This window comes from Gemmatimonadales bacterium, from assembly GCA_019637315.1.
Lineage (GTDB): Bacteria > Gemmatimonadota > Gemmatimonadetes > Gemmatimonadales > GWC2-71-9 > SHZU01.
In genome coordinates this window covers 121,993-135,753 of record JAHBVU010000005.1, presented here as the reverse complement: position 1 = coordinate 135,753, position 13,761 = coordinate 121,993, and the positions used below count along the sequence as shown (strand labels likewise).

The window sequence follows — 13,761 nt, the reverse complement described above, 5'->3', positions numbered from 1 at the left end:
CACCCTACCCGACCCCGCAAGGAGGCAACATGACCCGGCACGTCCTGCTTTCTCTGATGGCCGCTTCACCAATCGTACCACCACCGGCCGAACCGTCTCCCATGGACGCCCTCCGGGAGAGCTTTCTCGCTACGAGTGCCTGGATCGTCGAGGCCGCTCGGCGCGTACCGGCAGAACGGTTCGACTTTCGGCCGGCGGCGTCGGTCCGAACCCTTGGCCAGCTGATCGGGCATGTGGTCGACGGCAACGCCTACTACTGCGGCCGAGCCGCCGGCAAGAGCCCGGACTGGGTGGAGACTGTCGCCGAATCCGGCGCAGCCAAGGACGAGCTGATCCGACAACTCGAAGCCTCGACGGCCGAGTGCGGCAAGACCTACCATCAAAGCAACGCACCCAGAATTGCCGAGCTGGTCGCCAATCTGGGGCACGTCAATCTGCATTATGGGAATCTGGTGACTTACCTTCGTATACTTGGTCTGACCCCACCGTCCAGCTGAGTCACGGTAGACGCGGAGAAGTCTCGTGTCACGCTCGACCCCCGATCGGCTTGCTGAGTTCATCGAGGCCGCCATCTGGCACGGCTCGCTCGACCAGGCCAACGCTCTCTTGGCGGCCCAGCCCGAACTCGCATCGAGCAGTATTCACGCCGCCGCCGTCCTCGGCGATGACGCCGAGGTTCGGCGGCATCTGGCGGTCGATCCGAAGCGCGCGACCGCCCCGGCCCCACCCTATGGTGGCGATGCGCTCAACTATCTCGGCCTGTCCAGGTACCTTCGTCTCGACCGGAGCCGGACGAGCAGGTTCCTCCGCGCAGCAACCGCACTCCTCGACGCCGGAGCCGACCCCAACACCGGGTTCTGGACGACGGGAGCGCATCCGGAACGGGAAACGGCACTCTATGGTGCGGCGGGCGTTGCGCACCATCCGGAGCTGACCGCACTGCTCCTCGAGCGTGGCGCCGACCCGAACGACGTGGAGGTGGTCTACCACTCCCCGGAAACGCACGACAATCGCGCCATGCAGCTCGTGGTCGAGACCGGCAGGGTGACCGCAGACAATCTGGCGCTGATGCTGATTCGAAAGCTGGACTGGCATGACTACTACGGCGCAAAGTACCTGCTCGACCACGGCGCCGATCCGAATCAGGACCGGCGCTGGGGCCTCCTGGCACTGCACCACTCGATTGCCCGGGACAATGACATCGCCTTCGTCGAGCTCCTGCTCGACCGGGGAGCGGACCCTGCCCGCCTTGCCCAGGGCCACACCGTCAGCTGGCTTGCTGCACGCCGCGGCCGCGGCGACGTGCTTGCTGCGCTCGAACGCCATGGGCATGCGGAGGCACCGACGGGTGTCGACGCGCTGATCGCAGCCTGCGCTCGCGGACAGGAGAACGTACCGGCACTGGCTCGCCAGAGACCCGAGGCGCTGTCCGCGTTGATCGACATTGGAGGACAGCTTCTGGCCGAGTTCGCGGGCAATGGCAACTCTCGCGGGGTGGAACTCCTCCTCGACCTGGGCGTCGGCATCACCGCCGAGTATGCCGGCGACGGCTACTTCGGCATCCCGGCGGGCAGTACGGCGCTGCATGTCTCGGCGTGGCGAGCTCGTCATCGGACGGTCGAGACGCTGATAGCGCGGGGCGCGCCACTCGACACCCGGGATGGCAACGGCCGAACCGCGCTCCAGCTGGCGATCAGCGCCTGCACTGAGTCATACTGGTCCGACCGGCGACAACCCGACTCCATCCGGATCTTGCTCGAAGCCGGCGCATCGACCGAGGGCGTTCAGGTGCCCACAGGATATGACGAGGCCGATAGACTCTTGGCGAGGCATCGATGATCGTATCACCTGTTTCACGACAGCTCCGCGTCATCGACCGGCAACGCAGCCTGGCGTTCTATCGCGACGTGCTCGGGTTCGCCGCCGCCACCTCGGACGATGGATCTGTTCAGCTAACCTCTGGCCCTGCACAACTCGACCTCGTCCTGCGCGGCACCGATGAGTCGGGTGCGCGCGACGTCGTCTTCATCGAGGTCGCCAACATCGCCGCGATGCACGCGGACCTGGCGGATCGTGGCGCGGCTCCGGGGCCGTTAGCTCGCGTCAACTGGATCAAGATGCAGATGTTCGACCTCAGGGATCCGGACGGCCATGTCCTCTGGTTCGGCCAGTCCTTTGCCGAACCACCGATCGAGGCGCACACGCCGCCGGGGACAGGCCAGTGTCGCGCTATCATGCCCAGCTTTCCTGTGGACGATGTCGCCACCAGTGTGGCTCACTACCGCAACGCCCTCGGTTTTACGGTGAACTACCAGCAGAGCGACCTCGCCGTTCTCGATCGCGACTCGATCCGCCTGCTCCTCACGACACGGGCAGGCCAAGGCCGCAGCGCCGCGAGCTGCTGCGTCTACGTGCGAGACGCGGATCAATTGTATCAGGAGTTGCGCAGCAATGGCGCCCGCGTCGGCAGTCCGCCAGCCAGCCGGCCGTGGGGGCTTCGCGACTTTGCCGTCCTCGATCTGGACGGGAACGAGATCGTCTTTGCACAGACGTTCGAGTAGCGGACGTCACCGCGTAGGGCGGCAAACGGCCGGCACTCCGCTTGGGGTGCCGGCCATTCTGTACTCTCAGGGCCGCTTGGTCTTGTCCGGGTAGGGCGGCCGCGACGGCTTGGTCGGAGGATTCTTGCGAAGTTCCTCCATAACCCAGGCAATCGCGCGATCGAGCTGCGGATCCTTCCCCGCAATCACGTCCTTCGGCGTCTGCTCGACATCGATGTCAGGCGGCACGCCAACGTTCTCGACGATGAAGCCTTCCTCCGGCGTCCAGATCGCCAGGTTGGGAGCAGTCATGGTACCGCCGTCCATCAGCACCGGAAAGCCTAGAATGCCGACCAAGCCGCCCCAGGTTCGCTGCCCGATCAGCGGCCCGAGGTTCATCTTGCGAAACATCCACGGGAAATAGTCGCCGCCCGAGCCGGCTGTTTCATCGATTAGCAGTGCCTTCGGCCCGGCGATCGACGCCGTGGGCGTCCGCAGATCCTCGCCATACCGCATCGCCCAATAACTCATCGTCTGCCGCGCCAGCACATCGACGTAGTAGTCTGCCAGCTGCCCGCCACCGTTGAACCGCTCGTCGACGATGATCGCGTCCTTGTGCGCCTGCGGGTAGAAGTACCGCTTGAACGATTCGTACCCGGCCGTGGTGGTGTTCGGCACATAGACGTAGGCCACCCGACCGCCCGTTGCCGAATCAACCCGTCGCAGGTTGCTCTCGATCCAATACCGGTTCCGAAGCTGTGCCTCCGAACCGATCGGAACGACAGTAACCGTTCTCGACCCTGTACCATCCGGGTTCGGACCGACCGTAAGCTCGACCGCTCGGCCGACCGTCTGCTCGAACGGGCTGTACACGCTCGTAGGCGGAGCAATCGAGACACCATTGACCGCCAGGAGATACTCTCCGGTGCGGACACCGACTCCGGGCTCGGTCAGCGGCGACCGCAGCGTCGGATTCCAGTTGACCCCGCCGTACACCCGAGCAAACCGATACCGTCCGGAGACGATCTCGTAATCCGCACCAAGCAGGCCGACCCCAACCTGACCTGGTGGCGAAAGGCGCTGCCCAGGACCCTGGCCACTGTGTCCGACCCGCACCTCGCTCAACAACCAGCGAATCACCCGCTCGACATCCCCCCGGCTGCTCGCGGCCGCGAGCAGCGGCGCATACTTGCCCCGCTGGGCGTTCCAGTCGACCCCGTGAAAATTCGGGGCATAGAAATAGTCGCGGGTTATCCGCCACGCCTCCTGATACATCTGGGCCCACTCGAGCCGGGGGTCGATCCGCAGCTCGACCGACCCGGTATTGACCCGACCCTCCCCGGGGCGTGGCTGCGCAGCCGAGGTGATGAACCACGCCGGTCCGTTGCGATAGAGTAGCTTCTTGCCGTCCGCCGTCAGCTCGAAGCCCTGGGCCTCCGGTATGACGACGTCATCCTTGCGCTTGACCACGTCATAGCGACGCAACGTGGGCCGGCCGTCAGTGAGGCGAAGGTAGTAGACCTGGTTCGCCTCCCCTACCTCGAGTTGCAGAATCTCCGCCGCCGGCACCGGAAAGGCGACGATCCGGTCGGCCAGCCCATCGAAATCCACGGTCGTCGTCGAGGAGGATGGCGAGGATGGCGAGGCCGGCTTCGCAGCCGCAGCAGCAGCCTCCTCGTCACTCTGCTTTGCAAAGGGGTTCGGCGCATCCTTGCTCAGGGCAATCGCGTAGATTGCCCGGGTCCGACGCAAGCCCGTCGTACTCTGCGCAAACCAATCGAGAGCCGGTCCGGCATCCGTCGAGGCCAGCACATAGAGGTACTTGCCGTTCCGTTCGAAGACCGGCTGCGTCACTTCGCTCAGCCCATCGGTGATGACCGTCGACCGATTCTGATCGGCGTCGTAGAGCGAGAGCGTCGCTACCAGCGGTTGACTGTATACCCAGTACGCCAGCCACCGCGAATCAGGCGACCAGGCATACCCTGGCCCGCCGATCGGCGTATAGGTCCGATGCCCACCAACCCGATTACTGCGACCCGATGCGACGTCGAGCACGAACACTGAGAGCGAATTGTCGGTATAGGCAATCCGCTTCCCGTCCGGTGACCAGCGCAGGTCCGAGTAGAACCCCGCGCCCGTCAGCGGAATGACTCTTCGGGTCCCCTTGCCATCCTGCGGCACGAGGTGGAGTCGGTATTCGCCCCCGTCATCCGACAGATAGGCAATCTGAGAGCCATCGGGCGACCATGCCGGAGACCGTTCATGAACCCCGGGTGTATTCGACAGATTGCGGGGGTCCCCCTGCTCCGCAGGAACCGTGACGATCTCCCCTCGCATCTCGAACGCTACCCTCGCACCGCTGGGCGACACGGACGCGTTACGAACGAAGTCCGCACCCTTGACCCATCGCGGACGGGTCTCACGCAGATCTGCAGACACGCCGATCGTGAGCTTCTGGGCCCGGCCGGACGAGGGGTCGAGCAAATGGAGCCAACCCGCCTGCTCGTAGACGATCCGGCCAGCGCCTGCCGATGCTGCCATCACCGGGAAGTCGGTGTGCCTGGTAACTGGGGTGACCGTTTTGGTCGACCGATCATAGCGATAGAGATTGAACTCGCCGTCCCGATCCGAGCGGAACCACACCACGTTTGGCTCGAGCCACATCGCATCGACGTCGTTCGAGCGGCCCGCCGGTTGCGGCACCTTCTCGATGTCCCAAGTTCTGGTATCGATCAGCCAGAGCTGCGACACCGTGCCCCCACGATAGCCTTTCCATTGCTCGAACCGCCGTCCGATGGGGTTGTAAGCAATCCACCGTCCGTCAGGCGAGTAGGTCGCCTGCGCTCCATTGGGAATCGGCAGCCGAGTGGCCGGACCGCCCGCAACCGGCACGGTCCACAGCTGGGTGTACCGCATCGAGTAGTCCGCCCGATTCGAGGTGAACAGGACGGTCGAGCCGTCAGGCGAGAACGCTTGCGGCAGGTCGGGACCGGGGTGCCAGGTCAACCGCCGCGGTTCCCCGCCCTCGGCGGACACCACATAGACGTCGGTGTTGCCGTCGTAATTGCCCGCGAAGGCGAGCCACTTGCCGTCACGAGAGAATACCGGGCTGCTCTCGTCGCCATCGGCGGTGGTAATCCGACGCAGATCCGACCCGTCATGGCGGGCAGTCCAAAGATCGCCGGCGTAGGTGAATGCGACGCGATCGGCGCTGACAGCCGGCTGAGCAAGGAGGCGGGTATCGGTGGTACTGACCTGAGCGCTGGCTGAGCCGACGGCAACACCCAGCACCCACACGAAGAGGGCAAGACGGGCAACAAGCTGCATGCGGATTTTGAACTCCGGAGTCACGGATGAGGGTCGAGAAACCACCGACCCCGTACGATATCGGCTCAATCCGGTTTCGACTACCCTCGGGGGATGAACGGCGAACCGCGACCGGCAGGCAACCTAATGGCCCTCCATTCCACCCCTCCCTGCCGAACCGGTGTCGCGCTCGAGCGCCAGGAGTCCACGCTCCAGGTCCTCCAGCTCGCGACGACGAGTCGCGAAGCTGCGGTAACCGGCCTTCCAGTTGACCCGGGCGAGGACCCCGAAAACGGCCACCCCAACACCCAGAACGGCAACCTTCCGTACCGGAGAGCCAGGAAATCCGAGGATCATCAGGACAAAGCCGAGGAGCAGCGGCAGGAAGTACCACCAGAGAGAGGTCCGCAGCAGCCGCTCCTGGGCGCTCAGATGCTCGATCTCGTGCCGCAAGGTGTCGAGCACCGGCAGCCCAACATCCGGCGCCGCCCGACGAGCCATTCGCAGTCGAATCGGAATCAGCACGCACGCCAACGCCGTCACGATGGCACCGGCCCGAACCAACGATGAGTCGTCGTCGAGGGCTGTCATGACCATGAACGGAAACAGCAGCACACAGGCGCCCGTTTCGAGCCAGTCGCGGCGCCGCACTCGCCGGGTCATGGCTCGCCCCCGCTCCATTGCGGCGGCCACATCACGATCGATCGTTCGGGTGGAGTCGACGTTGACCGTTTGGCGAAGCCAGGCCTCCTTGAGCGAGTCGAGTTCCATGGTCACCGTTCCACGTAGCGCTGCTTGAACAGCTGTTTGAGACGATGAATCCGAACCCCGACCGCACCAACCGACAATCCGGTTACCTCCGCGATGTCCTGTTGCTTGAGGCCTTCCATATACAGACCGAGAACCGATCGGTCGACCGGGTTGAGGCTGCCGACAAACTCCGCGAGAATGGCGTCTTCGACCGAGGCAGGCGATGCCGCAGGCGCCGGCAGGTCCGCAACGATCGTCGTCGGATCATGCGTCTGCCAGCGCCGGGTTTCTCGCCGCCGATAGCCCAGCCCGACGTTGAGCGCGACCCGGTACGCCCAGGTTCCGATGGCCGACTGGCCCCGAAAGGAGGGCAGCGAGTTCCAGATCTGGTAGAGGATCTCCTGATAGAGATCCTCCTCCTCGCCGTCGCTACCTGCGTAAATGCGGGCAATCCGGCGGATTGCGGGCCCGTGCGTGGCCACCACAACGCGGAACTGTTCCTCACGGCCCGCAACTCCGCTCGTCAACGGACGGCGCCGACCGGCTCAGGGACGAAACTGAGTCACGTGATTCTCGAACGGCGTTTCACCACGCTTGACCTGCTCCGCCCCCCGGTTGGTCCAGGGCGACAGGAAGTTCTCCATCACGCCGAGCTTGACGTACTGGTCCAGCACGAAAGGAATGCCCTCGGACCCCAGTGGGGTCGGCCGATCACCGATGTGGAAGTGCAGGTGCGGCGCTGTCGAGTTGCCGGAGTTGCCCAGCAAGCCCACCAGCTGCCCCGGCCTGACCCGATCGCCGAGTTTGACCGCCACGGTGCCCGGAATGATGTGCGCATAGAAGGCATAGTTGCCGCGGCCCAGGTCGATGATGACGTAATTGCCCGCCACGGTTTCGAGCGTGATCGGCACCGCCATGGTCGGCGAAAACGGCACATTCTCGATGATGCCGTCCTTGAGCGCCACCACGGTCCCCGCGCCGACCGCCACCAGTGAATCGCCGTAGCCATACCAGTTGGCATTGACGGTGGAATCACCCTGCCAGGCCCTGCCATCCGGACCAAGCTTGATCCAATCGGTGGCAAACCGCTGCGCAATCCGTCCCTCGCCCTCGAGTGGAATCACCGTGCGACGATGCCCCGACAAGTTGCCGGGTCCGTTGATCGCAGCCCACGGACCACCCTTGAGCGGTGAGCGAATCTGAATCGGTGCCGTCCGGTCCACCGCCACTGCGGGGCCGCCGAGCACGGTACGGGTCGGACCCTCGGCGGAGTCGGCGTGCGCAGTATGGATCCGGTGACCCAACGTGTCCGGAACCGCGCCGACCGGTACCGACACGATGAGGTAAAACAGGTTCTGGCGCCCGGGACCGATGATCCGCGGATCGCCCGTCTCGCCCATCCGCAGCGCAATCGACCGCAGGGCACTGCCATCCCAGGAGGCCAGGACCCGATCACCACTGGTGACCTCGATGCGCTGCACCGCGTAACCGGTGCGACCGATGTTGGTGGCGCGCAGTTCATACACGAGATGGGCCTGCCCATCCGACGGAACCGGAATCGGCCGCTTCGGCACCCGGACATCGAGTGAGACCATCCCGAGCTGTGCCGCTACCGGCCCGACCGCGCCAACAACCAGCGCCCCACCAGCGATGATCCGCCTGATCCAGGATCCTGCCATACCGCCTCCAGTTCTATCGAGTAGTTTCCGTTCCATCCGATTGGTAGCCGTCACCACAGCAACCTTACGGGGGAGCATAACCGGTCGAGCCTCGCCGCCAAGCCCGGGTACTGTGCACTCTCCTGGCAACCGAGTCGTCCAAAGCGTGACACCGGGACGCCATACCGCCGTACCTTTCCCGACGAGCACGATCCGGCAGAATGCCGCCAGGTCATGATCGCCGGGGAGCCACCCGCGCAAGAGACTGCGCGTTGCCTGCTCTGGGCCGAGCGGGTCAGCGCCGCGGACCCGCGATCCGCGCAAGGTTCCGCGCAATCGTGGCGCAGCGTGCGACAACCCGGCCCTGGCCTTCGGCTTGCAGATTCAGCTCGCGACACCGTCACCGAATCGTGGCTATGCGACTTTCCTGGTGGTACTCAATCGGCTTAGCGACCCTGGCCCTCGGCTGCTCAACGGCCCGGCCTCCGGCTCCGCCACCGCCCCGGCCGACGCCACCCGACGTCGAGCGCCCCGTGCCGCCGCCAACGGCAGCCAAAGCAGACCTGATCCTGACCAACGCGGCGGTCCGAACTCTGGACCCGGCAGCGCCCCTGGTCACCACGATTGCAATCCGGAATGGCACGGTTGCCGCGCTCGGCGGCGGCGACATCGTCGCTACCTGGCAGGGTGCGACGACCCGCGTCATCGACCTGGGCGGAGCCGCCGTGGCGCCGGCGCTCGCCGATCACCACGTCCACGTCTTCAACGTGGGCTACTCGCTGCTCAACGAGCACGACCCCGACCGGATGTTCCTGGACCTGGCACCGGCCACCGCCTACCGGGACGTCGGCAACGGCGTCCGGCTGCGCAGCTCACCGGTGCCGCGCGGACAGTGGGTCCTCGGAACCGGCTGGAGCGAGATCCAGTGGGGATCGCGCACCCTGCCCACCCATGACCTCCTGACCCTGTCCGCCCCGAACCACCCGGTCTACCTCAGCCGCGTCGACGGCCAGACCGGCTGGGCCAACCGGCGTGCCCTCGAAGCCGCCGGCCTGTGGGCGCCCGGCCCCGACCCGGTCGGTGGACGTGTGGTCCGCAACCGCGACGGCCGCCCCACCGGGATCCTGCTGGGCCGCGCCAACGAGCCGCTGGTTGCTCTGCTGCCACAGCTGGCCGACAGCGACATCGTGCGTGCCTACCGGCTCGGCGCCGAAGAATTGGCCGGACGCGGCATTGCCCGTGCCTACGACGCCGGCGTGCTCGCCGCACCGGGCATCGTTGCCCTCAACCTCGATTTCGGTCGCTATGCGGGGCTGCTGGCTCAGGCGGACCGAGCCGAGCCGCTGCCGCTCGAGCTGTCGCTGATGGTTCCGGCCCCGAGCCCGTTTGCCGACTCGGTGCTCGGTTGGGACCAGGGCCGGTATCAGCTCTCGCCCCGAGTCCGGATTACCCATCTCAAACTCTTCGTCGACGGCGCGTTAGGCAGCCGCAGCGCCGCCCTGACCCACCCCTACGCGGACGACCCGTCGACCACCGGACTCCTCCGAATGACGACGCCGGAAATCGCGACCCTGGCCGGCCGGGCCCTCGACCGGAACCTGGGTGTCGCCGCCCACGCCATCGGCGACGGCGCGGTGACTCGCGTCCTCGACGCCTACGAGGAGCTGCTGCGCACCCGCGCCGGCCTCGACAGCCGTCGCCTGCGGATCGAGCACTTCTCCTACGCCTCCGAGCACGACATGCAGCGAGCGGTCCGCCTCGGCGTCGTCCTCTCGGTTCATTCCAACTTCAATGCCCATCCGGGTGACCACAGTGGCTTCGAGCTGGCCCGGGTGGGCACGGCCAATGCCGGTCGCGTGTACGCATGGGATCGTCTGGCCCGCATGGGAGCGCGGCTGGCCGAAGGCTCGGACTACTTTACCCGCCCGACGACGGATGCACTCCACCAGGTCGCGGCAACCATGACCCGCACCAATGCCGTCGGATCGTCCTATCCCGACTCGATCGCGCGGGTGGTTGCCTGGAAGATGAACGCCACCTGGCATCCGGCAGCCGGGCCGGCGGTCGAGCCCGCCCTGCGGCCAGGGGCCGTTGCGGACCTGGTGGTGTTGCAACGCGATCCGTTTGCGGTCCCCCGCGAACGCTTCGAAACAACTCGCGTGGTCGCCACCCTGCGGTCCGGCAGCATGGTCTGGCAGTCCTTCGGCTTTCGCTCGCGCCACGGCGACGACAACCGGACCCGGGATCGTCAGACCCAGGCCTTCTGACCGGCTCGGAACGACACACGGCCCCAAGCGGGGCCGTGCACGTCTCCAATCTGTCCGCAGGCGCGTCGGTGCCTACTGGCCCGCCAAGGCCCGCACCGACGCCGCCAACGCCCTGACCCGCGCCGGATCGACAGCCCCGTCGACGTCCCGGTCGATCGCCTCCGCCAGTCGGGCCAGCCGTTGCTGCCGGTCCGTGCCGCGCGCTTGCTCCGCGCTGCGCAGATCGCGGGTGATCCGATTGAGGCGATCACGTACGAGACCGCGGTTACGCACCAACTGATCCAGATACGCGCGCGACACCGAGAAATCGGCCGGCCAGGTCAACTTCGGCTGCAGCTGCGGATTGAACTGATCGAGCCGCACCAGCCTGGCCGCCGCAATCTCGTTGGCCGTCAGGAACTCGCTCGGTCGCAGTTCGAGCACATCGAGACCGCGCGCAATCTCCGACCCGTAGATGTAGCCGTTGTACCAGTACGCCGACCAGTGGCCCGCCAGCTCGAGGCGCTCGGCACTGACCGGGCCACGGTCGAAGAACGCGATCTCGAACGGCTTGGCAGGATCCGTGAAATCAATCACCGAAATGCCACCCTGATACCAGGCCTGCACGAAGATGTCGCGGCCAGGCACCGGAATCAGCGAGCCGTTGTGAGCCACGCAATTTTCCACCTCGGACTGGGCCGCCGGCAACTTGAAGAAGCTGGCCGGTGTGAGCTGACGATTCTCGAGACGATAGATCGCGTTGGCGCCCCACTCGGGCCGATCCGTCGCGCGGCAGCGAGGCCCCATGCCACCGCCCCACTCGTCCGTGAACAGAATAGAGGTCGCATCGTTATTGAACGTCGCCGAATGCCAGTAGGCAAAGTTCGGATCGCTCACCTCCGCAATCCGGCGCGGATTGGTGGGGTCGCTCACGTCGAGCAGCAAGCCGTTTCCTGAGCAAGCTCCCGCCGCAAGACCGTACTCCGGATAGACCGTGATGTCATGGCATTGATCCGTCGTCGCGGTCTCCTGGGTGCCTTCGCCGTGGGTCCCGCCACGCCAGAGACCCGCAATGTTGCCGGACGCATCGGTAAAGAGGCGCGGCGCGCTGATGACCCGGGCAGTGTGCGGAGCGGCCAATGGAACCTGAATGATCTCGATACGAAACAGCGAGGTATTCGGGTCCTCCTCCGGAGCACGCCCGGAGCAGCCCTGGAGTTCGCTGCTCGAACGAACCACACTGGTCCCGGACACATATACATAAATACTGCTCGGATCCTTCGGACTGGTCACTAGCGTATGGGTGTGCGACCCTCGGCAGGTCTGCACCGCAGCCACCTGTTTCGGCGCATCGAGACTGCTGATGTCGAAGATCCGCACGCCCCGAAACCGCTCGGCGCTCACCGTATCGACCACGCCCTGAGCGCCACAGTCGAGCCGCCCGCTGGTTTCCTCGACCGAGATGAACAGCAGGTTGCCGTAGACCGACGGATCACCCTGGCCTCCCGGACAGGGGAACGCCTTCCGGATGGCCGGTGCGGCGGGGTTCGAGATATCCCAGACCTGGAAACCGTTGTATCCGCCTTGAAACACGAAATTACCGCGGAAGGCCAGATCAGAGTTGGCAAAAGCAAAGTTCCCGAGCGAAGCCGGATCGAAGAACCCGGCCGGGCGCGAACGATTGGCGACGAGACGCAGATTGCGGATGGCGCTCTCCGCGTTATGCCAGCCTGCCCGCAGCCCGACGCGAGGGTCTTCCTGACGCGTGGTGCGAATGGCCTGCGCTTCGAGGAGGACGGGAATAGCCGCCAACACGAGAAGCAGCGCGCCGCACGCTACACGGCGGCTTATCGACGGACGAATGGTCATGACCTATACCGGAAATGTGGACCGATGCCGCAGCCGCGGCGACAGGGAGCGTGCCGGAAAATACGCAGGCAAGTGCGTTGCCGGTATCTTGGGCTGTCCGGCTCCAGTCGATTCCCCCCGGCATTGACGACCGAAAGGTTCATGATTCGCTGCCCTGAACCCGTCGCCGTTCGACGACCAGCCGCTGGGTCGGATAGGCAAACCCGATACCCTCCGCTTCGAACTGCTCGTGGATTCGGAAGTTGATTGCCTGCTGAATATCCATGTGCCGGTTGAAGTCGGCGGACAGGACGTAGTAGACCGACTCGAAGTCGAGAGAAAAGTCACCGAAGCTGGCGAAGTGACTCCGATCGAATCGGGTACCCGATTGCGATCCGATTGCCTCTTTCAGGATTGCCGGGATCCGTTCCAGCTTGGCTCTCGGCGTTTCATACTCGACCCCGATCGAGAGCACCACTCGACGCTCGAACATCCTGCCGTAGTTGCGAATCCTGCTCGACAGCAGATCGGCGTTGGAAAAGACGAGTTGCTCACCTGACAGCGACCGCACCCGGGTGGTCTTGAGCCCGATGTGCTCGACCGACCCCATCAGGTCACCCACGATGATGAAGTCCTTGATCGCGAACGGTTTGTCGAGCACGATGGCAAGCGACGCGAGCAGGTCGCCCAGAATATTCTGGGTGGCAAGCGCAATCGCGATGCCGCCGACGCCGAGTCCGGCGATCAGTGCGGTGATGTCGACGCCCAGATTCGAGAGCGTCAGCAGGAACACCCCCGACCAGATCAGGACCTGTACCACGAACCCGACCGCGCTCATCATCGTGGCAGCACCACGATCATTCTCGGCACGACTGGCGCCATAGCGATCCAGCAGCGTTCGCGCGATCAGACTCGCCCAGATCCCGACCTGCACCAGCAGCACGACGGCCATCAGGTGCGCGAGGAACGATTCGAGCCGCGGCGGCAGGGTCAGCACCTGAGCACCGACCACGATCGATACGGTCGCGAAGAAGAACGGCTTGGTCCGACTCAGCGCCGCGACGATGAGATCGTCCCACTGGCCCGCGGTCGCCGCCGCCAGCGCCGTCAACCGACCGGAGATCAGGCGACGCACCACCAGCATGGCGCCCCAGGTCGACAAGGTGAGGACGCCTGCGAACAGCCACTGAGTCAACGAATTCCCATAGAAGATCGTATCGAGAGACATAAGCATCGACTGAACCGATCGTGAGGACCTGAATCGGGAACCGGCACGCCAGCGCGTCCGGACCTTCTCTGTTCTGACAACTAAGGCCCAATCGGAGGGGCGGTCAACCGTGAGCAATCCAGTACCCGGTTGACACCAGCGGCCCCCCGGTCGCGTACGGTGCAGTTGGACACAATTCTGGGTAC

General features: G+C 65.2%; 10 protein-coding genes. 4 read left to right on the top strand and 6 right to left on the bottom strand.

Translation table 11 applies throughout. The features are described from left to right. Nucleotides 1-29: 29 nt before the first annotated feature. From KF785_06595 to KF785_06585, 3 genes are read left to right on the top strand one after another with little or no spacing between them, the layout of a single operon-like run. A complete protein-coding gene (locus KF785_06595) occupies nucleotides 30-497 on the top strand; it encodes a DinB family protein (protein MBX3146424.1) in 468 nt (155 codons plus the stop codon). 25 nt (nucleotides 498-522) lie between these two features. Then, nucleotides 523-1,839 (top strand): hypothetical protein, encoded by a 1,317-nt coding sequence (locus KF785_06590; protein MBX3146423.1) that lies wholly within the window; start codon nucleotides 523-525, stop codon nucleotides 1,837-1,839. Next, complete coding sequence (locus tag KF785_06585) at nucleotides 1,836-2,561, top strand: VOC family protein (protein MBX3146422.1); 726 nt, start codon at nucleotides 1,836-1,838, stop codon at nucleotides 2,559-2,561. The genes KF785_06590 and KF785_06585 overlap by 4 nt, the downstream gene beginning before the upstream one ends. Before the next feature lie 66 nt (nucleotides 2,562-2,627). On the opposite strand, the gene KF785_06580 is transcribed toward KF785_06585, so the two are convergent. From KF785_06580 to KF785_06565, 4 genes are all read right to left on the bottom strand, one after another. Further along, the gene (locus KF785_06580) at nucleotides 2,628-5,867 is read right to left on the bottom strand and encodes a PD40 domain-containing protein (protein MBX3146421.1); all 3,240 of its coding nucleotides are present in this window, start codon (nucleotides 5,865-5,867) and stop codon (nucleotides 2,628-2,630) included. 123 nt (nucleotides 5,868-5,990) lie between these two features. Further along, nucleotides 5,991-6,617, bottom strand: a complete 627-nt coding sequence (locus tag KF785_06575; protein MBX3146420.1) for a hypothetical protein — start codon at nucleotides 6,615-6,617, stop codon at nucleotides 5,991-5,993. Between the two features lie 2 nt (nucleotides 6,618-6,619). Then, nucleotides 6,620-7,123, bottom strand: coding sequence for an RNA polymerase sigma factor (locus tag KF785_06570; GenBank protein MBX3146419.1), 504 nt, complete (start codon nucleotides 7,121-7,123; stop codon nucleotides 6,620-6,622). 18 nt (nucleotides 7,124-7,141) lie between these two features. Continuing rightward, on the bottom strand, nucleotides 7,142-8,275 hold the full coding sequence (locus KF785_06565; protein MBX3146418.1) for a M23 family metallopeptidase: 1,134 nt from the start codon (nucleotides 8,273-8,275) through the stop codon (nucleotides 7,142-7,144). Between the two features lie 512 nt (nucleotides 8,276-8,787). On the opposite strand from KF785_06565, the gene KF785_06560 reads away from it, so the two are divergent. Beyond that, the gene (locus KF785_06560; protein MBX3146417.1) at nucleotides 8,788-10,521 is read left to right on the top strand and encodes an amidohydrolase; all 1,734 of its coding nucleotides are present in this window, start codon (nucleotides 8,788-8,790) and stop codon (nucleotides 10,519-10,521) included. A 72-nt stretch (nucleotides 10,522-10,593) separates the two neighbouring features. Here the strand turns inward: KF785_06560 and KF785_06555 are convergent, their stop codons facing one another. Further along, nucleotides 10,594-12,351: a hypothetical protein gene (locus KF785_06555; protein ID MBX3146416.1), complete on the bottom strand. Its 1,758-nt coding sequence runs from the start codon at nucleotides 12,349-12,351 to the stop codon at nucleotides 10,594-10,596. 157 nt (nucleotides 12,352-12,508) lie between these two features. Next, nucleotides 12,509-13,582 carry a mechanosensitive ion channel family protein gene (locus KF785_06550; protein ID MBX3146415.1) on the bottom strand — a complete coding sequence of 358 codons (1,074 nt, stop codon included), beginning with the start codon at nucleotides 13,580-13,582 and terminating at the stop codon, nucleotides 12,509-12,511. Nucleotides 13,583-13,761: the final 179 nt, after the last annotated feature.

Coding starts and splice junctions, on each gene's coding strand:
- KF785_06595 (MBX3146424.1), top strand. CDS start 30: ATGACCCGGCACGTCCTGCTTTCTCTGATGGCCGCTTCACCAATCGTA.
- KF785_06585 (MBX3146422.1), top strand. CDS start 1,836: ATGATCGTATCACCTGTTTCACGACAGCTCCGCGTCATCGACCGGCAA.
- KF785_06580 (MBX3146421.1), bottom strand. CDS start 5,867: ATGCAGCTTGTTGCCCGTCTTGCCCTCTTCGTGTGGGTGCTGGGTGTT.
- KF785_06575 (MBX3146420.1), bottom strand. CDS start 6,617: ATGGAACTCGACTCGCTCAAGGAGGCCTGGCTTCGCCAAACGGTCAAC.
- KF785_06565 (MBX3146418.1), bottom strand. CDS start 8,275: ATGGCAGGATCCTGGATCAGGCGGATCATCGCTGGTGGGGCGCTGGTT.
- KF785_06550 (MBX3146415.1), bottom strand. CDS start 13,582: ATGCTTATGTCTCTCGATACGATCTTCTATGGGAATTCGTTGACTCAG.